The 22,984-nt window shown below is 49.7% G+C and carries 17 protein-coding genes; 4 read left to right on the top strand and 13 right to left on the bottom strand.

The window, feature by feature from the left end:
- Nucleotides 1–67 precede the first annotated feature (67 nt).
- Nucleotides 68–1,228, bottom strand: coding sequence for an MFS transporter (locus C8D98_RS11830; protein WP_132874369.1), 1,161 nt, complete (start codon nucleotides 1,226–1,228; stop codon nucleotides 68–70).
- Between the two features lie 276 nt (nucleotides 1,229–1,504).
- Between C8D98_RS11830 and C8D98_RS11835 the strand changes: the two genes are divergently transcribed.
- Nucleotides 1,505–2,824 carry a TIGR00341 family protein gene (locus tag C8D98_RS11835; RefSeq protein WP_132874370.1) on the top strand — a complete coding sequence of 440 codons (1,320 nt, stop codon included), beginning with the start codon at nucleotides 1,505–1,507 and terminating at the stop codon, nucleotides 2,822–2,824.
- Here the strand turns inward: C8D98_RS11835 and C8D98_RS11840 are convergent.
- Nucleotides 2,821–4,110, bottom strand: a complete 1,290-nt coding sequence (locus C8D98_RS11840; RefSeq protein ID WP_132874371.1) for a hypothetical protein — start codon at nucleotides 4,108–4,110, stop codon at nucleotides 2,821–2,823. The two genes, C8D98_RS11835 and C8D98_RS11840, sit on opposite strands and share 4 nt — an antisense overlap.
- Before the next feature lie 127 nt (nucleotides 4,111–4,237).
- Nucleotides 4,238–5,968 carry a hypothetical protein gene (locus C8D98_RS11845; RefSeq protein WP_132874372.1) on the bottom strand — a complete coding sequence of 577 codons (1,731 nt, stop codon included), beginning with the start codon at nucleotides 5,966–5,968 and terminating at the stop codon, nucleotides 4,238–4,240.
- 200 nt (nucleotides 5,969–6,168) lie between these two features.
- Here C8D98_RS11845 and C8D98_RS11850 point away from each other — a divergent pair, with 200 nt between their 5' ends.
- Nucleotides 6,169–7,692, top strand: a complete 1,524-nt coding sequence (locus tag C8D98_RS11850; RefSeq protein ID WP_132874373.1) for a tetratricopeptide repeat protein — start codon at nucleotides 6,169–6,171, stop codon at nucleotides 7,690–7,692.
- A 1,092-nt stretch (nucleotides 7,693–8,784) separates the two neighbouring features.
- Here the strand turns inward: C8D98_RS11850 and dapB are convergent.
- From dapB to C8D98_RS11900, 10 genes are all read right to left on the bottom strand, one after another.
- Nucleotides 8,785–9,585 carry a 4-hydroxy-tetrahydrodipicolinate reductase gene (gene dapB / locus C8D98_RS11855; RefSeq protein WP_132874374.1) on the bottom strand — a complete coding sequence of 267 codons (801 nt, stop codon included), beginning with the start codon at nucleotides 9,583–9,585 and terminating at the stop codon, nucleotides 8,785–8,787.
- Complete coding sequence (dapA, locus tag C8D98_RS11860; protein ID WP_132874375.1) at nucleotides 9,582–10,454, bottom strand: 4-hydroxy-tetrahydrodipicolinate synthase; 873 nt, start codon at nucleotides 10,452–10,454, stop codon at nucleotides 9,582–9,584. The genes dapB and dapA overlap by 4 nt, the downstream gene beginning before the upstream one ends.
- Nucleotides 10,455–10,485: 31 nt before the next feature.
- The gene (dapF, locus tag C8D98_RS11865) at nucleotides 10,486–11,304 is read right to left on the bottom strand and encodes a diaminopimelate epimerase (protein WP_132874376.1); all 819 of its coding nucleotides are present in this window, start codon (nucleotides 11,302–11,304) and stop codon (nucleotides 10,486–10,488) included.
- Nucleotides 11,301–12,569, bottom strand: a complete 1,269-nt coding sequence (lysA, locus tag C8D98_RS11870; RefSeq protein ID WP_132874377.1) for a diaminopimelate decarboxylase — start codon at nucleotides 12,567–12,569, stop codon at nucleotides 11,301–11,303. The genes dapF and lysA overlap by 4 nt, the downstream gene beginning before the upstream one ends.
- 88 nt (nucleotides 12,570–12,657) lie before the next feature.
- Complete coding sequence (locus tag C8D98_RS11875) at nucleotides 12,658–14,388, bottom strand: ABC transporter ATP-binding protein (protein ID WP_132874378.1); 1,731 nt, start codon at nucleotides 14,386–14,388, stop codon at nucleotides 12,658–12,660.
- Between the two features lie 69 nt (nucleotides 14,389–14,457).
- Entirely contained in the window at nucleotides 14,458–15,120 is a 663-nt protein-coding gene (locus C8D98_RS11880; protein WP_165871315.1) for a tetratricopeptide repeat protein, read from the bottom strand.
- Nucleotides 15,086–15,736 carry a DNA-3-methyladenine glycosylase gene (locus C8D98_RS11885; protein ID WP_430717332.1) on the bottom strand — a complete coding sequence of 217 codons (651 nt, stop codon included), beginning with the start codon at nucleotides 15,734–15,736 and terminating at the stop codon, nucleotides 15,086–15,088. Before C8D98_RS11885 ends, C8D98_RS11880 begins: the two co-directional genes overlap by 35 nt.
- Nucleotides 15,736–16,761 (bottom strand): ankyrin repeat domain-containing protein, encoded by a 1,026-nt coding sequence (locus tag C8D98_RS11890; protein WP_165871316.1) that lies wholly within the window; start codon nucleotides 16,759–16,761, stop codon nucleotides 15,736–15,738. The genes C8D98_RS11885 and C8D98_RS11890 overlap by 1 nt, the downstream gene beginning before the upstream one ends.
- Before the next feature lie 270 nt (nucleotides 16,762–17,031).
- On the bottom strand, nucleotides 17,032–19,227 hold the full coding sequence (locus C8D98_RS11895; RefSeq protein ID WP_165871317.1) for a 2Fe-2S iron-sulfur cluster-binding protein: 2,196 nt from the start codon (nucleotides 19,225–19,227) through the stop codon (nucleotides 17,032–17,034).
- A 14-nt stretch (nucleotides 19,228–19,241) separates the two neighbouring features.
- Complete coding sequence (locus C8D98_RS11900; protein WP_132874383.1) at nucleotides 19,242–21,209, bottom strand: FAD-dependent oxidoreductase; 1,968 nt, start codon at nucleotides 21,207–21,209, stop codon at nucleotides 19,242–19,244.
- Nucleotides 21,210–21,498: 289 nt separating this feature from the next.
- Between C8D98_RS11900 and C8D98_RS11905 the strand changes: the two genes are divergently transcribed.
- Together C8D98_RS11905 and C8D98_RS11910 are read left to right on the top strand one after the other, a co-directional pair.
- Nucleotides 21,499–22,014, top strand: a complete 516-nt coding sequence (locus tag C8D98_RS11905; protein WP_132874384.1) for a hypothetical protein — start codon at nucleotides 21,499–21,501, stop codon at nucleotides 22,012–22,014.
- Nucleotides 22,011–22,901, top strand: a complete 891-nt coding sequence (locus C8D98_RS11910; RefSeq protein WP_243640969.1) for a methionyl-tRNA formyltransferase — start codon at nucleotides 22,011–22,013, stop codon at nucleotides 22,899–22,901. The genes C8D98_RS11905 and C8D98_RS11910 overlap by 4 nt, the downstream gene beginning before the upstream one ends.
- Nucleotides 22,902–22,984: the final 83 nt, after the last annotated feature.

The raw sequence follows: 22,984 nt of genomic DNA on the forward strand, positions 1-22,984 counted from the left end.
TTAATGTTCATTACCAATCATTAAAAAAACCATAGGGAATTAATCGCCGAACAATAGGGGAATTTACCTATTCGACAGAGCTATAACGGCAATCCTCACCAAGACCGCCAAGACAGAAAAGAGCGGACGATGCCGCACCGAGAAGCCCGGAAACCAGAAATACTGAAGAGACTCCCCAGAGAGTGTAACAGAGTGAGCTGACAAGCGGTCCGGCGGCAAACCCTGCATTCATGCTTGCATTGAACCTGCCGAGGGTAACGCCGAGAACGGCACGTTCCGTTCTGCTGATAAGCAGAACCGAGCAGGCAGGCTGTGACACTGCGCTGAAGAAACCTCCCGCAAGGGAGAGTACAAACAAGCCCTGATATGAAGGGACAAGCGGAAAAAGCATCAGAATGAACGAACTTGCGGCTCCTCCCACAATAACCAGCGTCTCCTTGCGGAAGCTGTCCGCCATAGAACCCGTGAACGGCAGCATAAAGGCCGTCACTGCGGAAGCCGCACAGAGTATGGCTCCCGTCTGGGACACGGATGCACCTATGCCGCTCAGATACACAGGCAGAAACGCCGCCGCAGACGCTATCCCCCACCCCCGGCAGAAAATGTATGCCAAGAGGACAGAATGTCTGCGGCCGCTTTTTTGAGGTGTCTGCTTGAAACAGAATTTTGGAACTGAACTATGAAGCCCTGAAAAGAGGAAAAAGAGGAAAAGTGCTGTCAGACAGCAAAAGGAAACCAATATGTAAACACCGCTCATGCCCCAGTGCTCGGCTATCAGCCCTCCGGCAAGAGGAGCTGTTGCAAGAGCAGCGTAAAATGCAAGATCGAAACGTCCGAAGAGTTTACCGTCTGTATTCTCCCCGATACCGTTGAGAAGATACACCATCACAGGGCGGAACATGCCGCAGGCTGCCCCCTGAAGTATGCGCATGACCACAATGAGGTTTCTGTCCTGAACAAAAACATAAGAAACTGCTATCAGAGCATAAACAGCCAGCGCAAAAAACATTATGAAGTCAGCTCGGAATCTGTCCGCCAGCTTGCCTATGAGTGGACCGGTACCTATCTTTGAGAGGGAATACAGAGTGAACGCCAACCCGAGAATCATTCCTCCAGCCCCTTTTTCCTGAAAATAGATCGAAAAGAGACTGTCTCCGGCTGCAAAACCGAAAGTAATCAGGAAATTAACGGCAAAAAGATAAATAAAACCGTCACCATGTCTTTTCATGCGTCATTCTCCGTCCGGACAAGAGCAGGGGCGGTATGCCGCCCCGTGATCTATGGAGGCCAGCTCCTCCCCCGGAGCTGATGAGATAACTGTTTTAACAGCTGCGACTTTACCACAGGCATATAAACCTGAAAATCAGGCGCATTACCGTTTGGGTTCAGAAAAATATCTTAACGGCTCATAGGTATTTTTACTCTTCTGCTGAAAATTGCAGTTGATACATTTATTTCAGAATTACAAATTACATGGTAACATTAGAGTCATAAGGGGTGCGGAATGACAAAATTCGAGAGATTTCTTCAGTTTTTCAACATAGACAGCGATCCTTCGTTTTTTGAAGAGATTTATGCCCAGTCCGAGATGACAAAAAGCTACACGGTTCTTCTGCTGTTGGCAAACTTCATAGCCCTTTTCGGACTTATCACCAACAGCGTTGCGGTGATAATCGGTGCAATGCTTATCTCCCCTCTTATGGGGCCGATAATCAGCTTCGGATTCGCATACATAACATCGGAAACAAAACTCATAAGACAGTCGCTGACAACCATAGGCAAAAGCCTTGTGTATGTCATACTCTCCGCCGCTGTGCTCTCTTTCATATCACCCCTGAACGAGTTGAACGAACAGATTCTGGCCAGAACAAAACCTAACCTCTATGACCTCTTCATAGCGGTTTTCTCCGGTCTGGCTGTCTCGGTCAGCTACCTGTCGAAGCGTGCCAACGCAGTTTCCATACTCACCGGGGTTGCCATAGCAACTTCCATCATTCCCCCTTTAAGCGTTGTGGGTTTCGGCATAGGCACGGGCAACTGGGCGGTTTCCGTGGGTTCGTTCCTGCTGTTTGCAACCAACTTTGCGGCAATAGTCGCCACAACGGCACTCAGCGGCATCCTGTTCGGAAACCAGTATTTTCAGCACCTCAAGGACTTCAACTACATAAAGAAACGTCTCACAATGATAGTCGCACTCATCCTGCTCATCTGCCTTCCTCTCTCCTTCACACTTAAGCAGTCGGTGGAGAACCTGAAAATCCGCAGAATAGTTAATCAGGCAGTGGGCAACATAAAAAATGCCACGGTGTTCAACGTCAGCTACAGTATGAACAAGGATACGCTGAACCTCAACCTTGCTCTGGCCGCCAGCAAGCCTCTGACACATGACGAAACCCTTGTGCTGAAAGCAGAGATTGAAAACAGACTGGGCAAAAAGAGCGACATCCACATCACTCAGGTGGCTCTGAAAGAGGATCTGGTTAGCAACACCCGCACTGTGGTAAAGGCTCAGCCGGAACCTGTTGAGCTGAATATAGCCGAGGTTTCGGATAAGTTCAGGGAAAAAACAAGGGATATCAGGGCTGAGATAGCCAAACTGCTGGCTCCCGCCGAGATAACCGACTATGCGGTACTGCTCAGCTCCGACAACACTGCAACCCTCAGGCTGAAGGTTATCAGAGAGACACCTGTTTCAGCGGAAGAGATGAATATGCTGACGAAGTTTGTTTCGGCAAATTTTAAATATAATATGAAAGTGAACGTGGAAACCGTAATTCCTGAAGCTGCTATCGCAGAGGAAGATGCAATAAAGCCTGAAAACTAGGCTTTTTCCGCCAGATTGTTGTAGTAGACCCGCATTTTATCGGTGAGGAACTCACAGGGATAATAGATTCCGGCGATGGCTCCGGTCTGGAAATCACCCTCATCGGTATGGAGTATCTGGTTTGCTGGAATGAATGTCTTGTGAAGCCCGGCATAGGCACATTCCTTGTCGCATATGAGCCTGACCGGCATTCCGTCACCCGTTATCCCCCACACAAGGGGTCTTTTGGGGCATGCCTGTCTCAGCTTAAACGCATATTCCAGAAGCTGCTGTTTCATCGCCGGCAGAAACAGTCTGCCCAGAAGCTTCACTATCTCTATGTCGGCATATCCTGAGTACGCCAGCTCATACATAACCTTGTGCACTTCAATGCTTCCGGTTGTGTATCTGTTCTTTTTGACTATATCAACAAACAGGTTCACCGTCATGAGTATCCGCATGAACGGGTTTCCGGAGTTGTCCTGAATGTTGAAGACGGCCGTTCCGTCTGCATCTCTGTAGCTGTATCTATGGAGTATCGCTTTATAAACCTGCGGGTCACGGCAAAGTTCGGCCGCAATCTGCGCCGACTGATGACATTTCAGCGCAGGTTCGGAATCTTCAAGGGCGTAGCCGGAAAAAATCCCTGAATACTGCATGAAGGTGGTGAAGGTCATATTATGCAGAAAATAATCCTTCTCGGCCAGATTCTCAGCCCTGCTCATATACATTGATGCTACAATCATCCCCAGAAAGGTCGTGTGCACTGTGTTTGAGAACATCTCCATGTGACTGTCCAGATTTTTCACCATCCTGAGCATAACAGATATACCCTTTGCATTGTCCAGAAGCCTGTCCACAAAACCGCTGAAATTTCTGCTGATTCCGGTCTTTAAATCCACATACTCGTGAAAGCTTTTAAACTTCCCTCCGCTGCTCTTCACCCTCTCAAGGGAGCGTTCAATACGTGAGTTCACCCTGAGCCTGTAAAGCTCCAGAACATCATCAGACGCCTGAACTGAAACGGAAGTGGTCATGAAACCTGGATTGACAACGTATCTCTCCAGAAGGGACTCGATGTATTTGTCGATGGGAATGTCTTTGTTTATAAGGATGTTGCCGCCCATATCCCTCAGCTCGGAGGCCATGGGCATTGAGTGGGTGAACATGCAGACGCCATTCAGCCTGAGATATTTAACGAACTCCGGGGCTCCCTGTGCCATGAGCTTATCACGCAGGGTATTTTCGGATATGTCCAGATCTGCGGCCAGCATTTCAAATATGTTTGCGTGTACTATCGTCTGCAAAAAACCACCCCTTTTTTTTGCTGATAGTTATACTATGTAAAATTTAATCAATTAGTCAATACATATTGGGTGGTTAAAAAATATGCAAAAGAGAAAGGGCGGTTGCCCGCCCTCTCAGAATCAGCCTTTAATAGGCCAGCTGCGCTGCTGACGGAGAATATTGCCTGCGGTATTTGTCTGTGTACATGAGTCTGAAAGAATATACACCGCCGGACTGGAAGAGTGACGCATTGAATGTGTATGAAGTGCTTGCAAACGGCAGATTCTCTTTTTCAAGAATGATTTCGCTTGCAGATGTCTGAGGTGATCTTTCGACCATCAGGTTAACTTCACTGATATCTTCATCATTGGGAGCCGAATAGGTGGCCGTAACGGAACCGTCGTTGTTTTTAACAACTGAAATGCTCACTGCCTTACTGACACATGTAGGCAGTGTCATGGTTTTCGTAACGGTTGAGCTGTCGGCCATGGCCAGAGAGTATGTAACGGTCTTGCCGCAGAGATTTCCACCGTTCAGGCTGACTGTTCCCGTTCTGGTGAACTGACTGCCGTTCCATGTCCAGACCTCTCCGTTTTCAAATACCTGAACGCTCTTGCACTCGGTGTCATATGGGTTGACAGCCAGAGCAGCCGTTCCGGTGAATCCGTTGGATGTTACGGTTCCGGATGTGATGTTGGTGGTTCCTTCGCAGGCGGAAATATATGCGTATCTTGAGCTCCAGCCTGCGTCAGTGTTTAAGGTTGCCCAGAAATCAGCTCTTTCCTGATTTCCTCTGATATACCACGTGCCGTTTATCTTCTGCAGGATCATTCCGGCATCTCCCGCCTTCTGGTCGTCGTATGCCTCTTCATAAACAACCTGTCCGCCCAGCGTGGCTCTGACATGGTTGTTCATAAGTATGCGGTACATCAGACTGCCCTGCTCTTTCAGAGTGTTATAGGCCGGATCGTCTGAGGTCATCTTGACTGCAAGGGCTTCCGCTTTCACCACGGAAACAGTCACTCCGGCAGGGATCTCCTCTTCACCGGCCGTCATGTCGGCTATGAAATCCGTTGCGTTATAGCCGTAGTCCATGAAATTCTGGGAATATATCATTCCTGTGAGAACAGAAATGTTGCCTGAGTAGAAACTGCTGACGATATTGTTCGCCATTGCTTCAATTGCTGCCTTCTCGTTCTCTGTTACGGGTATTTCTATGCCGCCTGCCTCAACGACAGCTATGACCTGATTCATGGCGGCTTCATATGCCTGTGCGTTTCCTGCGCTGTCCCAACTTATTGCCGCAGTGTACGCCTGCTGAAGTGTGGCATACTGAGTATTGCCGGTGTCGGTTACCTCCTCTTTAACAGAGATAACGTCGATGGCAAGTGTTGCCTCTTTAACTCCCTCAAGCAGATAGCTGATAATATTCGACGGGGTCACCGTACTGTCAACCGCCTCGACCATCGACTCAAGAACGTCGACATAGAGAGTGGTCAAAGGGTTTGTTGCACCCAGATCGGCCGTTGCGCCCGATACGTCTATGGACTCGAAGAAGTTTTTAAGCACGAGATCGCCATACACAGCCTTTATGAACACAGGATCTCCCTCCTGATAAGCAACTGAGCAGGAATATTCATTTCCGTTGCCAGTGCTGGTCATCCGTACCTCTGTTCCGTCGGGCAGTGTAAGGGTCACTATTATGTCCGTTGCCGCTCTTACTACGGCAGATGATACTCCGCTCATTTCAATAGTGGTTTTGACAGTCACTTCGGATGTCGGAGCAGGGCTGTCGCTGCCGCCGCCTCCTCCGCCGCAGCCGTAAAGTGCTGTCAGAAACAGTGTAAGAAGGCCGAAAATTAAAATTTTCCTGAACATATGAACCTCCTTTTGGGTTTCACATATTATACCATTATAAACATTAGCTCACAAACGAGATTCTCAGATTTTTACAATCATGGAAATATATTATTAAATTATAATTATTCTGATTAACCAATAAACGATTGAAAACATTCTATTGTTTGTCATAAACGGGCAGATGTGATATCCTTTAAAAAACAGATGCGGATGTGAAAATGCACAATGCAACCCCCGAACAGCTGCTCCACGTTGCCACCCAGTACCACAAAGAAGGCAAACTGGATGCGGCGGAAAAACTGTATAAAACCGTTATCGAGGTTAAACCCCACGATGCGCAGGCATGGTTTTATCTCGGAATGATAAAATATTCTCAAGGCACACATTTTGAGGCAATCGAACACCTGAGGCGTGCTCTTGAGCTTGACCCGAAAAATGCCGACTTCAGCAACAATCTGGGCGAAATATACCGTCAGCACGGGATGCTGGACGAGGCGGAATATTTCATCCGCAATGCAATAGTCATAAACCCCAATCAGGCTGACGCCTATTCAAACCTTGCACTCATCTGCAAAGCAAAGGGCGACTATGACTCCGCAAAGCTCTATTTCTCCCGATCCCTCGACCTGAACCCGAAAAATGCCAACACCATAATAAACGTCGGAAACCTTTTCCTGACGATTAACGAATATGACGATGCCGCAGAATGCTTTCTGGCGGCTCTGGGATTAGCTCCCGAAAATCCTCATGCTCTTAGGGGATGCGCAATAGCACTCTATGAAAAAGGTGAATACAACGCCGCCGCCGCAATGCTGAGCAGACTGACAGCGGGCAAACCCGACTTTCACAGAGAAAAAGTGGATCTGGCGCTTATAACCCTCAGAAACAAAGACTTCAGAAAAGGTTTTCAACTTCTGGAATCCAGACTGAAACACCTGCCCCACATAATGCAGGGAGAAGAAAAGAACCTCTGGAGAGGCGCTGACCTGAAAGGCAAAACCATTTATATTTATGATGAAAAGGACGGTCTGGGCGGCTTCGGCGACACCCTGATGTTTGTCCGTTTTGTCCTTGATATGCAGAAATACAGCCCTGAGCGGGTAATTCTCCGTGTTCAGCCGGAACTGCACACGCTGATCAGTGCAAACATGCCCGACTTTGTTACAGTGGTAACAGAAAATTTCGAAAAATTCGACTGTCACTCACCGCTTCTCAGCCTGCCTCTGGTGCAGAACGTAAGAGCCAAAACAATGCCCCGTGCCGCAGGATATCTTAAGGCAGATGCAGACAAAACTGCTCATCTTTTTGACAGGTCGGTGAAAAACGTGGGGATCGCTTTCGCCACGGATAAGTCACACATAAAGCACGAAACCAGAACCATCCCCCAAGAGGCCTTCGATCCCCTGTTTGATAAAAGCATAAAACTCCACTACATCTCAAAACAGGAACCGGATGCACCGCTTCATCCCTCAATAAATGATCTCAGACCACATATAAACGATTTTGCCGACACTGCATCCGTCATAGCCAATCTTGATATGGTGATAACAGCCGACACGTCCGTTGTACATCTGGCAGGAGCTATGGGCAAAGAAACGGCACTGCTTCTGAACAGGCTCCACGACTGGCGCTGGTTCAGCATCAAGAGCGGACAAAAGACAGTATGGTATGAAAGTGTTACCGGATATGTTAAAGAGGATTCGGCGGGCTGGGAAGAACTGGTCAGCTCTGTCCGTATATAAAAAAAGGGCGGAGGTTTCAGGGCCTCCGCCTTCTGCTTTGCCCATAATCGGGCGAAATCTCCTGTGATCACAAGCACCCTAGCCGCTTAACAATCACATTTGCTTCCTCCCATGTCTCTGATAATAAGACAGCAAATCACAACTTAAGGGTGTCTATAGGATGAAAAAGTCTTAGGCTGCAGGCTTACGCCTGTTTTTCTGTTTGGCTTCATAATCGGACTTTTTCTATCCTCTGGTGTTAAACATATTACAGTCCGTTATTGCCGCAATATGTAAATATCGTTTACATAATTTTCTGTCTTTGAGTTAAGGAACTGGTTTAAAAGCATTTTTAATGTTAGGCAAATTTAACAGGCATTTAGTTTATTATTAATATAGCAGGAAATGTGAATATTCACTTTGCGGCTGTTCACTTCGGCATTGCGAACCTCGTAATAGGGAGTTTCATATTTCCCCCTTTAATAAAGGGGGATTAAGGGGGATTTACATTCCGGTTTTCTACTCTTGGAAGACTGCTTCACTTCGTTCGCAGTGACGAATCTCATGGCGAGACTCTTCGGCGATGCCTCAGAGTGACTTAAGCAGTCTACCACCCCTAGACTAACTAACCATCACGCACACCAGACTTGGAAGCTCACTTCACCCTTGCAGGGTTCGTGAAGACGTTTAGTTTCTCGGTCATTCTATTCGACAATTAATTAGAAGTAGACTCATACAGCCTTCGGCTAGTGAGTGAAACGAAGAATCTCTGCGTTTGAGATCCTTCGGCATACGCCTCAGGATGACAGGGATCTGATGTCTTTGTGACGGATGAAACGGACAAAATAGCATCAACTTCCACATCAGGAGTACTTAAGCGGCGGGATATCTGAACTTGGAAAACTCCGCTGCTTTTGGTAGATTCTGCACTAGGGAGTTTCATATTTCCCCCTTTGATAAAGGGGGATTAAGGGGGATTTACATTCCGGCTTTCTACACTTGGAAGACTGCTTCACTTCGTTCGCAGTAACAAATCTCATGGCGAGACTCTTCGGCATACGCCTCAGGAGTGCTCATACGGCAAAAAAAGGGAGGCCGAAGCCCCCCTTTTCATTAAAGTCCTAATACATCAAACATATTATAAAACCCGACAGGCTTACCCGCAAGCCACGCCGCAGCGGAAATCGCTCCGCTGGCGAATGTGTCTCTGGTGTGCGCCCTGTGAGTTATTTCGATGCGTTCGCCCTGTCCGCAGAACATCACAGTATGCTCGCCGACAATATCGCCCGCACGCAGAGTCTGCATGCCGATCTCTCTGTCGGTTCTTGCGCCTATGAGTCCGTGGCGGCTGTATGCGCCGTCCTTCTCAATATCACGGCCGAGGACGTTTGCGATAACCTCGCCCATCTTCATTGCCGTGCCGCTGGGTGCGTCTTTTTTAAGTCTGTGGTGGGCTTCCACTATCTCAATGTCGTATCTTTCGCCGATGGCCTTGGACACCATCTCCAGAACCTTGAACGTAAGGTTTACGCCGAGGCTCATGTTGGGCGAAAAGAGCACGGGGATCTTCTGCGCAAGCTCTTTGACCTTTTCGGTCTGAGCGGCGCTGAGTCCTGTGCTGCCTATCACCACAGGCTTTCCTATCTTCGCATAGGCATCCAGATTGTGCATTGTGGGCTCTGCGCCTGTGAAGTCGATGAAAACGTCACATCCGCCCAGCGCCTCCTGCATATCCGAAGTGATGGTCACGCCTATTTTGCCTATGCCGGCCACCTCGCCCGCATCGTGTCCCAGAAAGGAGGATGATGCGTGCTCCAGCGCACCCGAAACGGTGCATCTGTCGTCTTCGTTTATAAGAGCTATGATGCGGCGGCCCATTTTTCCAGCCGCACCTACCATTGCAACTTTGATCATATGATTCCGACCTGTTTCATAACAGCTGTCAGTTTCGCCGTCCCTGCCTCTGTCATGGGGATGAGGGGCAGACGGATCTCGGGGCCGATGAGTCCCATCAGCTCAAGAGCCTTTTTAACGGGGATGGGGTTTGTTTCAAGGAACAGCGCATTGAACAGGGGAAGCAGTTTGAAATGCAGTTCCCTTGCGGTTTTCATGTCGCCTGCAACGTATGCATCGTAAAGTGCCGCCGCTTCTGCGGGGCAAACGTTCACTGATGCGGAGATAACGCCGCTTGCTCCGATGCACATAAGGGGGAAGTAAAGCGAGTCTTCGCCCGCCAGCAGACCGAAGCCTTTTTCTGCGCCGGAAAGGATTGCTCCCGCCTGATCCATAGAACCGCTGGCCTCTTTAATGGCTACGATGTTAGGGATCTTTGAAAGGCGGTTGACCGTATCGGGAAGCATGTTAACGGATGTTCTGCCGGGAACGTTATACATTACTATCGGGATGTCCACACGCTCAGCAACATGTTTAAAGTGCTGATAGAGACCTTCCTGAGTAGGTTTGTTGTAGTAAGGTGTGATGATGAGCGCACCGTCTGCACCGGCTTTTTTAGCATGTTCAGTGAGATACACTGTTTCATGTGTGGAATTTGAGCCGGAGCCTGCGATAACGGGCACACGTTTCTTTGTCTGGTCGATAACTATATCTATAACTCTGCAATGCTCGTCGTGGGTCAGGGTTGCGGATTCGCCTGTGGTTCCACAGGGAACGATACCGTCAGTTCCTTTTGCGATCTGGTATTCAACCAGATTCCTCAGAGCTTCCTCGTCAACTTTGTCATTTTTAAAAGGTGTGGCAATGGCAACAATACTGCCTTCAAACATTGGATATCCTCCGGTTTATTCTATAAATAATTTAATAGTTAACAGCTTCTTCGTTCAGCTCGCCGGTGTAGATGATTCTGGCTTCACCCTCCAGATACACCTTTCCGTCTTCCAGATATACCTTCAGCAGTTTCCCGCTGGTTGTCTTCACGGTGACGGGGCTTTTCAGAAGTCCTTTAGAAACGGCGAACATGGCGCATGCGACAGAACCTGTTCCGCAAGCCATTGTTTCGCCTTCAACCCCTCTCTCATAGGTTCTCACCCTGAGATATCCGTTCTCGTCGACACCGCAGAAGTTCACGTTCGTGCCTCTGGGTTTGTAGTATTCGTGGTAGCGCAGTGCGGGGCCGAATTTTTTAAGGTCGGCGTTCTCCACATCATCGCTGAAGATGACGCAGTGGGGCACTCCCGTGTTCACACTGTTCACCTCTATCTTTTCACCCTCAACATCGAGGGTGTATGATTCCTTGTAGTCTTTAGGCTCGGTCATGCGCACTTTAACATCCGGCTCGTCTTTTATCTCGGCCTCTATTATGCCTGCCAGCGTTTCGAAAGACATTTTTTTGCCTGCGATACCGTTCAGATATGCAAAGCGGGCGGCACAGCGTGAACCGTTTCCGCACATCTCTGCCACAGAACCGTCGGAGTTATAGAACTGCCATGAAAAATCCGTCCCCTGCTTCGGAGCCTCTATCAGAAAAAGTCCGTCCGCACCCACAGACACGCATCTGGCACACGTTTTTACAACGAAATCAACAAGGTTGATGCCGTCCATCCTGCCGTCACGGTTGTCGATGATGATAAAGTCGTTTCCTGAACCGCTCATTTTGTAGAAGGGGATTTTTCTCATATATTTTTACCTGTTCTAAGGAAAGCCGGAACTGATTCCGGTCCTGTTAAGTCTGCGTAAGTTTCTCTTCGCCTTATTATAAAGTAATTTCCGCCGGACACAAGCACTTCCGCCGCTCTGGGGCGTGAGTTATAGTTGCTGGACATGCTCATTCCGTAAGCACCTGCGCTCATAACGGCATAAAGCCCGTCAACTGGTACGTCTGCGGCCTCTCTGTCACGAGCCAGAAAGTCTCCTGTCTCGCATATGGGCCCAACCACATCGCATTTTATCTTCGCATCCGTCTCACGAACGGGAAGGATAGAGTGGTATGCGTCATAAAGTGACGGTCTGGCCAGATCGTTCATGGCGGCATCAACCACCTTGAAATGCTTGGCTTCTGTGTCCTTTGTGTAAAGCACACGGGTCACCAGCGCCCCTGCGTTGCCGGAAATGTTCCTGCCCGGCTCAAATATCAGGGTAACGTCCAGATCACGGACGGCCTCAAGAACCGCTGCGGCATATTCGCTGTGGTTCGGCGGCGTTTCGCCGTTATATGTTATGCCGAGACCTCCGCCCATGTCCAGATATTTTATATCAATTCCGTCAGCCCGCAAGTCTTTAATAAGGCTTGCCATAATCTTTGCGGCCTCCCCAAAGGGGGAAACCTCGGTGAGCTGGGAGCCGATATGGCAGTGAACGCCTTCAACATCAAGCCATTCAAGGGTTGCGGCGTATCTGAACTGCTCTTTAACGGTGTCGGCGGAGATGCCGAATTTATTCTTTTTAAGTCCTGTGGAGATATAGGGGTGGGTCTTGGGGTCTACGTTCGGGTTGACACGGATGGCAACTCTCGCACGTTTTCCCGTGCTTCCGGCAACCTCGTTCAGAACGTCAAGTTCCTGAGCCGATTCCGCATTGAACATCAGTATTCCGGCTTCCAGAGCCTCTTTTATCTCCTGACGGGTCTTGCCCACTCCCGCATAAACTATCTTTTCAGGGTCAATTCCTGCACGCAAAGCCCTGTAAAGCTCGCCGCCGGAAACTATGTCCGCACCTGCGCCAAGAGAGCCGAGAAGCCCCAGCACACCGATATTGGAACAGGACTTTACAGCGAAGCAGATTATATTTTTCCTGCTCTGGAAAGCGTTTGCGAAGTTATTGTAGCTGTCTGTAAAAGATTTTGCGCTGTAGACGTAAAAAGGAGTGCCGATCTCTGATGCGATCTGCTCAAGGGCTGTTTCTTCGCAGTGCATCGTTCCGTTTTGATAAGAAAAATAATTCATTATAGCTCCCCGAAAATTATCACGCAAAGAGCCGAATCTGCAAAAGTCTATAGAACGCTACCACCGCAAAACACTTTTGTCAAAGTGATTAATCCCTTTCCGTGCCGAACTGGAGACGGCATAAGTTCGAATATATATCGCAGGTTTCAATAAGCTCCGAGTGCCTGCCAGTTGCCATGACACGGCCCTTGTCCAGAACCACTATCATGTCGGCATTTACAATGGTCGAAAGCCTGTGGGCAATAACGAAGCTGGTTCTGCCCTTCATAAGGTTTGAAAGTGCCTGCTGAACTATCCTTTCGGATTCCGTATCCAGAGCACTGGTGGCCTCGTCAAGGATGAGTATCGGAGGGTTCAGAAGCAGTGCACGGGCTATGGTGAGCCTCTGTTTCTGGCCGCCTGAGAGCCTGTCGCCCCTCTCGCCGATAACGGTGTCGAAGCCTTCGGTCAGCTCGTTTATAAATCCCGTGGCATATGCGCTGTCAGCGGCTTTCTTTATCTTTTCCATATCGGCGTCCTGAACGCCGTAGGCTATGTTGTTCTTAACGGATTCGTTGAACAGGAAAGGCTCCTGAGAAACTATGCCTATGTTTGTTCTGAGGGAGTTCAGGCTGAACTCACGGATGTCCGTTCCGCCGATGGTTATGCGGCCTCCGGTAACATCGTAAAATCTGGGGATCAGCGCCGCAATGGTACTTTTTCCCGCACCGCTGGAGCCCACCAGAGCAACTGTCATTCCGGGCTTAACGTCCAGATTGACGCCGTTGAGAACTATGTCCTCTCCGGTTTGATACTTAAAGGTGACATCCTCGAAACGGATCTCCTTGCCCTCGGCTTTGCAGATCAGAGTGCCGTCGTTGTCCAGCATCTCGTTCTGCTCGTCCATCAGCTCAAAAATCCTGTCGGCGGACGCAAGAGCCGTCTGCACGGTGGTGTTGTCGGAGATTATCTTTTTAAAGGGTTCGAACATAAGTCCGAATGCCGTTACGAACGAAAAGAATGTTCCGGGTGTCGTGTTGCCCTTTATAACTTCATATCCGCCGTAGAAAATTATTCCTGCGATGGCAAATCCTGCTATGGTCTCCATCAGAGGGGAGCTGAGGGCGGACACCGCAAGCTTTTTCAGCTTGAAGTGCACCTCTCTGTCGTTGAGACGGGTGAATTTTTCAATCTCCCTGTCCTCGGACGCAAAGGCTTTGACAACCTTTACCCCTGTGAAGCTCTCCTGAAGAGCTGAGGAGACTATGCCCACCTGCTCCTGCTCCTTGCGGCTGTACTTTTTAATCATCTTTCCGGATTTTTTTATAAGTATCAGCATAAAAGGCAGGGCAATGAATATCGTGGAACCGAGTTTGAAGTCCTGATAGAGCACTACGCCTATGAGGAAGAAGACAGAAAGTGAGTCACGGAATATCTTTACTGAAGCGGGGATGGCGTTCTGCATGTTGTTTGCATCACTGATAATTCTGGCCATCATTGTTCCGGTTTCGTTTGAATCGTAATAGCGCATGGGCAGATAGATCATCTTGGCATAAAGCTCTTCCCGCAGCTTTTTAATGGCCATCTGGGCGGCATACTGCATCTGATGAACCTGAACGTACCTTGCGCCCAGCCTTATGGTATATATCACCAGAATGATCATAGGTATAAGCCGGAGCATATTCTCGTTTTTACCTATAAAGATATCATCCAGAACGTGTTTTACGATGTATGCGGTTGCGCCGTCCGTTGCGGAAACGATAGCCGACGCTATCAGCGCAAAAATGATCTTGTTTCTGTTGGGTTTGAAATATTGGTATATGCGTTTCAGTCTGCTCATTGAATCATTGTTACAGCAGTGGTAAAGGTTTTTCAACCGATTTTAGATATTTTTGTAAAATTACACAACCTAGCCGTATTTCTTCGCCGCTTCACGAAACCATTTAAGGGCGGCCTTGTTGTCCCTTTTGGTTCCCCTGCCACCGCTCAGCATGCATCCCAGATTATACATTGCCTCACCGTGTCCCTGCTCTGCGGCCTTTGTGTACCAGTAGACAGCATCCTCATCGCTCTGTATGGTTCCTCTGCCCCCGGCAAAAAGCAGACCCAGCCTGTTCTGTGCAGGAGGATAGCCCTGTTCCGCCGCCTTCTCAAAATATTCGAACGCCTTTTCGGGGTTCTTTTTGCCCACATGACCGTGGAGATGATACAGTCCGGCCTTATACTGCGCCTCGGGCATTCCCGTTGCCGCCGCCGCTTCAAACATGGCCAGCGCACCCTCCGGCCGCTTCTCCATATATACTCCCTGACGCATGTAGTTTCCCAGAGTCAGCATTGCATGGGGCGAGCCGAGTCTGGCACTGAGAAAATACAGGTGCAGAGCCGCCTTTACGTTCCTGCGGACACCCTGTCCGTTCTCATACATTGTGGCGAGGGTAAAGCATGCATTGGGATTGCCTGCATGTTTGCGGAGTATCTTTGCCGCCTTCAGGAAATGTCCGGAGGCGTAAAGCTCACCCGCATATTCCATTGTGGGTTTAAAGAAATTTCTGATTCTTCGAAACAGTCTCATTGTATCCGCATACCTCATATGCGCCCTTAGGGGGCTTTGCGGTGCATCTGTCTCTGAACGCATGATCTATGAACCTGAAAGGCAGGTGCGCATCCCGTCCATCGGGTATGCCCAGCCGCACAGTCTGAATTATCTTTTCAGGCCTGTAGCCCTCGTCGATCACACGAAGATCAGTATCAGCCATCTGCTTTGCGTCATAGTCAGGAACATCCATCCCCAGACTGCGGCAGACCAGCGTCTGTCCTGATGCCAGCCTTTCGGGTTTTCTGAAACGACCGTCAGGCATGGGGTTCAGCTTCAGCATCCGCTGAAGAGCCTTTTCGTCGGCACAGTCGGCGGAAGCGGACTTTATCAGCACTGCGTTCCCCTCTCCCTCTGCGGAGAAGTTAAGCGAGGGCTTCCCTCTGGCGTAGTACATGTATATCGTGCCGCCGTCCATGAAAAGTGCTTTGCGTTTTTCGGTGTATCCCAGTGAGGCATGACTGCCCTTGTCGGTGAGAAAATAGCATTCGGTCTCGATTATCCTCAGTTTCAGCCCGTCTCTGACCAGAAATTTCCCCAGAAGCTCAATGGCCACCAGCATTGCGTTGCGGTGAAAGAACTCCGGCGGAAGCATCATCTCAGGTTGCTCCGCACAGGTTCGCCGTTCATAGGCATCGGCTGAGCCTGCATTGGCTGTGTCTGTGGTCTGCCTGCCTGCTGAGGCATCGGCTGTGTGCCGTCCGGAGGCAGAGGAGCGTTGGCCGGGGGAAGAGGGACTATGGGATTTCCGGCAGGGTCGACACCCTCCGGCATCGGCTCGCCCACCACACCCTGATTCATATTGTCGCCCGCAAGTATCGCTGCCACCTCTTCGTGGCCGAAACGAAATGCATAGTCCTGTGCCGTCTGGCCGGAATTGTCTCTGGCGGTTTTGTCCGCACCAAGACTGAGCAGAGAGAGAACTATCTTTGAATAACCGTTGGCGGAGGCTTCCATGAGAGCCGTGCGCCCCAGTCTGTCTTTTGCGTTCACATTGGCCTTATTGCGCATCAGCAGGTCGGCCAGATCGTCGTGGCCGTACTTAGCCGCTATGATAAGCGGTGTCTGGCCTTCGTTATTGGGTTTGTTAGGGTTAGCACCCCTTTCCAGCAGTATCTCGGCAAGTTTGATCCTCTGCTGTCTTGCGGCATGTGCTGTGGGGGTCATTCCGTCGCTGTCGGCTATATTCGGGTTCGCTCCGCCCACCAGAAGGGTCTTCACCGCCGAATCCCTGCCCATGTAAACGGCGAGGTTAAGAGCTGTGAAACCCAGGCTGTCCTGCCTGTTCAGATCCTCTCCGCTGGTTATGAGCTTTCTGAGCTTCGATTCGTCAGCTTTCAGAACCGCATCCATAACCTGCGTCCGGCTCTCGGCCAGCCCCAGCGGCATAGGTTCGGAGTTCATGACATCAGGTGTCGGAGGCAGAATGTCCCCTGTATCCTGTACAGGCTCAGATTCGGCATCGGCCTCACCCTTCTTTTTTTCGGGGTTCCAGTCGGGATATATTGCTTTGATTATTTTATTTGTAACCAGAGGGCGTTCCAGCGTTGAATCGACTATCAGAAGAACTATCAAAACAGCAAGCAGAACTGCTGAGACGCTCAGAATTTTATTGTTCATTGATGCTCCATGATTGTGATTATAATGATTAGACATTGATGAGGCAATAAAAATCAAAGTTATTCGGAGGGATTCTTCACCCTGCGGGTTCAGAATGACGGGAAAAAACCCTACAATGATGAAACCTTTCGGAGTGAAGCAAAGTTATATTGTCACTCTGAACGCAGTGAAGGGATGAGATTCTTCGCTTCGCTCAGAATGACAGGCACTTAAAAGTTGAGCTCGCCGGATGTATAAACAAAAAGAAGCCCTGCCGAAGCAGGGCTCTTATCAGAATTCTTTTGTGACGTACAGAACGCCTTTTGCGATATCCGAACATTCAGCCGAGGTCAGCTTTTCAGCCGCCACCGGGAAGTGGTATTCCCTGTGGTTCTCGGTTGCGGGGAGATAGGATTTTGCGGTTCTGATGTCAGTATGATATCTGGGGTTAACGGGGATAACACATTCCTTCTCTGCGGGTTTCGCATAGGTGTATTCCGTCTTGTCCCACTTGTTTGTCTTAACTTTGGCTATATGGCCGTCAACCTCGCCCATTTCCATGTCCTGTGCGCCAAAGATGGGAGCCACGTCACATCTGAAAGTGTCGTATGCACAAGAGCATACCTCAGCCCCGATTATGTCGCCCAGCCAGGCCGCTGTCTGAACGTGGGTCTTCTGTGAGCCTTTCGCCGCAACTATGCGGTTAACGCCGACGAGTCTTCCGTCCAGAGTTGTGAACGTGCCCACTGTCTCAAGGCTGTCTTTGACACCCAGAACAACGGGAGCATCCTTTTTGAACAGGTCAACTGCGATGTAAGTGCCGGCCTTGCTGAACGAAGCCTCAAGCTCCTGTGCGGCAGGGCAGTTTTTAACACCGTTGAAACCTGCGTTTATGAGCAGTTTTATCTTTCCTGAGTCAAGGTCGCCTTTAAGCTGTTTTGTGGTGTAGCCGCCCATGAAGCCGCCTACTATCGCACCCATGTAGTTCACCTGATCGTTAAGAACTATCACGGATTTCAGCTTGTCCTGACCGATGAAGTCGCAGAACGCCAGCACAGCCTCTGCGGGTGTGCCGGACATCATATATTCGCTGCCGATCACAACTGTAACCTTTTCAGCCTTTGCAAGGTGAGCGGGGATATACACGTTGGGATCGTTCTCAACCTCAATAACTTTGGGGTTTGAAGAGGGCTTGGGTGCGGGTGCATCCTGTTTAACCTTCTCCAGAGCGGTTGCGAAGTCGCCGTATTCCGCCATGAAAGATTTTGCCACAAACGTGTCGTATTCGTACTTTCTGACGCCCACAGTGTAGAGCTTCGCACCGTTTTTAACCACGGCGTTCATTACCTTGTGCTTCACGCCAACGCAGTCTCTGCGGAAGTCCGCACCGATAACGAATACCATATCGCTTGATGCCACGTCGTCCAGCGTGCCTATGTTCTCCATAGTGCCGAATTTGGCGGCATATTTTCTGTAGAAATCGCCGTAGTAAAGGTCTGTTTCAGCCACAAAATTTGTTGAACCCACGGATGTCATGAGTTTTTTGTATGCGGCGTAGGCCTCGTTTGTGAGTGATGAGGAGGCGATAAGCGCAACCTCAGAACCTTTAAGGCCTGCTATTTTGCCTTTCAGAAGAGCTGTGACCTCGTCCCAGTTAGTCTCCTTTCCGTTCACAAGGGGGTTAAGCGCTCTTGATTCGTGGTCAAGGTATTTGTAGGCGAATCTGTCGTTGGATGATATCTGGCCGCTGCCCACGTTGATCGCACGCATTATTCTGCCTTCCAGTGTGCCGTATTCCACCTGTTCGCCGCAGGGTGAGAACACTGAGGAGGTCACTGTGTTTTCCAGATCCCACACTCTGGCAGAGTGGTGGAACTGGGAATCCAGAAGTGCGCCTACGGGGCATCTGTCGATGCATGATCCGCAGAAGTCACATTTCAGAGTGTCGCCTCTGGAGGGTGTAACGTGGTTAAAGAATCCTCTGTCCTCCATTTTAAGTGCGGAACAGCCTGTCATTTCGTGGCAGGTTTTGATGCACTTTTCGCAGAGAACGCAGAGGTTCTGGTTATAAACTATCTTATTCCACTTAACTATCGGGTCCTTGGGTTTGTCGGAAGAGACTATCTCGTCCATCATTCCGAAGTCATATGCTGTGTTCTGAAGCTCGCACTCGCCCGCTTTGTCGCAAACGGGGCAGTCCAGCGGGTGCTTGATGAGGATGAAGTCCAGCATCTGCTTTCTGTTCTTCCAGACCCTTTCGTTTTCGGTGTCTATCTTCATTCCGTCCATTGCGTAGGTAACGCAGGCGGCCTGAAGTCTGTCCAGTCCCTCAACCTCAACAAGGCAGAGTCTGCATGCGCCTGTGGGCGTTATGTCCTTAAGCCAGCAGAGGGTGGGGATCTTTATCCCGTTTCTGTTTGCGACATCGAGAATGGACTCTCCCTCGCTGAAAGAATAGGGTTTATTGTTGATGATTATTTCAGCCATTTGTCCGCTCCGCCTTACTTCGTTCCGAGACCGACCATAGCCATACGCACGCAGCGTAAGCATCTGGTGGCTTCGTCATAAGCCTGCTGAAGTGTGAAGGGTTTCTCCACCTCTTCATAGTTGTTGCGTCTGTCCTCGCCCGACATCTTCTCCTGATGAACCCTGTGGATGGTGGGTGTCTCCATTGAGCAGACCTTTTCGGCCTTGTCGAACACCTTGTTCTTATAAAGGGAAACTTCAAGGGTCTCCTGCTCTGTGAGATAGGGCTGTCCGGACTCAAGGAAGCGGTCTATCATGATCGCCGACCAGCGGGCTGCGCCGATGGCCTTAACAACCGTCATGGGACCCCATTCGCAGTCGCCTGCGGAGAATACTTTCGGGTCTGTGGTATCGTAAAGGTCGTCTCTGACCTTGAATGTGTTCCATTTTGTAACGGCGATGCCGTCTTTTTCCGTCAGGAAGGTCAGGTCTGTGAACTGACCGATGGCGGGAATGATAACGTCGCAGGGGATTATCTTTTCAGAACCTGCTTTGGGTTCGGGTTTGCGTCTGCCGGATTCGTCCGGTTCGCCCAGAACCATCTCGACAACCTCAACGCCCACAACCTTGCCGTTTTCGGCGATGATTTTCGTGGGGTTCCAGAGGAAGTGGAAATTTACTCCCTCTTCAATAGCATCGTCGATCTCCCACTGCTCGGCGGGCATTTCCGCACGGGAACGTCTGTAGACAAGGTTAACGTCTGTGGAGCCTTCACGCATGGCAACACGGACGCAGTCGATGGCAGTGTTACCGCCGCCCACGACGATTACTTTCTTGCCCTTGACTCCTGTGTCCTTGCCCTCTGCCTGCTCACGCAGGAAACCGATACCGCTGGGGAAAACGCCTTCGTATCCGTCCTTCTCGCCTTCGATGCCCATGTCTCTGGACTTCCATGCACCGATGGTGATAAGCACCGCATCATAATTCTTTTTAAGATAATCGAGGGTGATGTCGTCCTTATCACCGCCGAGTTTTTTACCGTATTCAATCTCAACGCCGAGTGACTGGATAACCTCCACCTCACGGCGCAGCAGGTGTCGGGGCTGTCTGTAGTCCGGAATACCCAGAGCCACCATTCCGCCCGGTTCCTGCATCCATTCGTATATCTTCACCGAATAGCCCATGAGCGCAAGATAGAAAGCCGCAGTGAGACCTGCGGGACCCGCACCCACGATTCCCACTTTTTTGCCCTTTGCGGGGGCTTTTGCGGGGAGTTTCGGAGCTTTGTTGTTGTAATATTCAAAATCCCAGGGGGCACGCTTGAGCACCATGATGCTGACAGGTGTGTCGTCAACAAGTCCACGGCGGCAGTTTGCCTCGCAGGGGTGGGGGCAGACACGTCCGCAGACGCCGGGAAGCGGCATGGTCTCTCTGATGATAGCCAGCGCATCCTCATATCTGTGGTCTTTTATCTGCTCAATGAACTCGGGGATCTGAACGTTGGCAGGACATCCGGCCGTGCAGGGTGCTGTCACCTTGCGGAAAAACTCCATTCCGTCCTTGCTGGCCTGTTTTGATATCTGATCCTTGAAGTGTGTCAGGAAAAGCCTGACAGGGATGGTGGATGTGGGTGCCACTGTACATTTGGCAGAATTGAATATGGAGTCCGACATCTCCACCGCTTTTTCAATATCGGAGCTTTCGCAGGCGCCTGCCCGCATTTTCATAAGCTGTTCGGCCAGAAGGCGTGTACCTACTCTGCCGGGGAAACAGCGTCCGCAGCAGCCGAAACCGCTTATCTCAAGCATGTAGTTGGCAAGAGCCGCCAGAATGTCGGCATTTTCGTCAAACACCAGAAAGCCGTCCCAGTCAATAAATACTTTAAGGGGTTTGTCTCTGTACTCATCAGGCGTCTTAAAAGGCGATTCTGTCCACTCCGCCTTCTCTTTGCCTCTGTTGTCTATTTTGGTATCCTTATAGTACCCGTAGCAAACTTGTGCCATTACACACTCCACGGAATTTTATCCTGATGCACGGATATGCACCAATACGCAATGGTATACTGTATACAATTTCGTATAACACAATTATAATTCCGTGTCTAGAATTTTGTTAGTTTTCCGATGCCCCTTAAGAGGTGGCGAAAAATCAGCATAAAATGCGTAAAACACGCTATTTACAGGGTTTCGGAGACCAACTTAAACATGAACTTATGCTCTGGTGGAATAGTGCTGTTTTTTTTGGTATATTTAAAACGGTTGCAATGTTCTATAATTTCCGGGGTTTAATATCATGAAAAATATAATATTTATGTTCATTATTCTGTGGTCGGTTCAGGTTTTCGCTTCGGCCGAGGTGGATATCAACATAATACACGAACGCTCATCCTTTGAAGTTAAAGAGACGATTTGCGGCTGGACACCCGATCCGGAAAAAGGATTTCTGGAAGACGACAACGGATGTTTCTACACAACATATAAAATGGATGCCCCTGTGTACGGGTTCGATTTCAAACCCAGAATGGAGGATGTTCTCCAGCCCGCCAGAGTGGCCTACTACGTCCAGTTCCTCGGACCGAACATTCCCGCCGAACAGAAGCTCCACGCCGAAGTAACCTCCGGCGGCAAAAAAAACAGAGAGATAGTCTCAATCTTCCACGACAATACCCTTCAGGGCGTGGGAATGCTTAAAACCGGAGAGAATATCCGCATATACAGCGACAAAGAGCCGTCATATATATACATATACGTCATAGCTGTTGTTGTTATTATAACCGGACTGACGCTCATTGTGAGACGCAGAAAGTGACGGACATAACTCTTTTCACGGCGAACGTGACCGGAATGATGCTTCTTGAAGACCTGCGGGCGGCGGGGATATTCCCCCGTGTGGTGACCTATGCCAAAGGGTTCCAGCGTACAGGGCTTGCCTGCGATTTCAGCAGATTTGAAAGGGATTTTATAATAACCTACCTCAGCACAAACAATTATGATGAATGCAGGGACGTTCTCGGCGAGACGGGACTGCCTGTCTGCGTTGATTTCACAAAGGATTTTTTCGAGACGGCAGACTTTCCAGTTGTCTATGCCCACCCTTCACTTCTGCCGCTCTACAGAGGCTACAGCGCCGTTACAGAGCAGTTTGAGCGTGGTGCGGCCATAGGCGGAGCTACCTTTTATATACGCAGCGAGCGGGTGGACGGCGGCGACATCATTTATCAAACGCCGTTACGCATCGACTTCGAAGACTATCCGGAAGACTATCTGGCAAAGTACGCCATAGCCTGCGCGGATTTCATAAAGGAACTTACCGGAAAACCTCTGGACGCTTTCGATAAAAGACCTCAGGACGAAGCGGCGGCGGTCTATCTGCAAAGAAAGCGCACTAGGGATGCACTAATAGACTTCAACAGGGACGCATTCAGTCTCTATAACCATATCAGGGCATACAGCAAACCCTATTTCGGGGCATATTTCCTCTGCAAAGGCGAAAAATATACTGTCTGGCGAGCAAAACCCGAGAAATGGCAGGGGGATTACGGCGATGCGGGCAGTGTTCTGTCCGTTTCAGATGACGGTGTGGAGATAGCCTGCGGCAGCGGAACCATACTGCTCACAGAGATAGAAGGCTTCCGCAACGAGGATTTTCCATATGCCGTCGGAGAGAATATCGGGCTATTCAGATTGTCATTCTGAATGAAATGAAGAATCTCTAATCATTAATGAGACTCTTCGCTTGATCGTCAATAAACCAAAATGGACTCATACAGCCAAATGCT

The sequence above is a fragment of the Seleniivibrio woodruffii genome, assembly GCF_004339245.1.
Lineage (GTDB): Bacteria > Chrysiogenota > Deferribacteres > Deferribacterales > Geovibrionaceae > Seleniivibrio > Seleniivibrio woodruffii.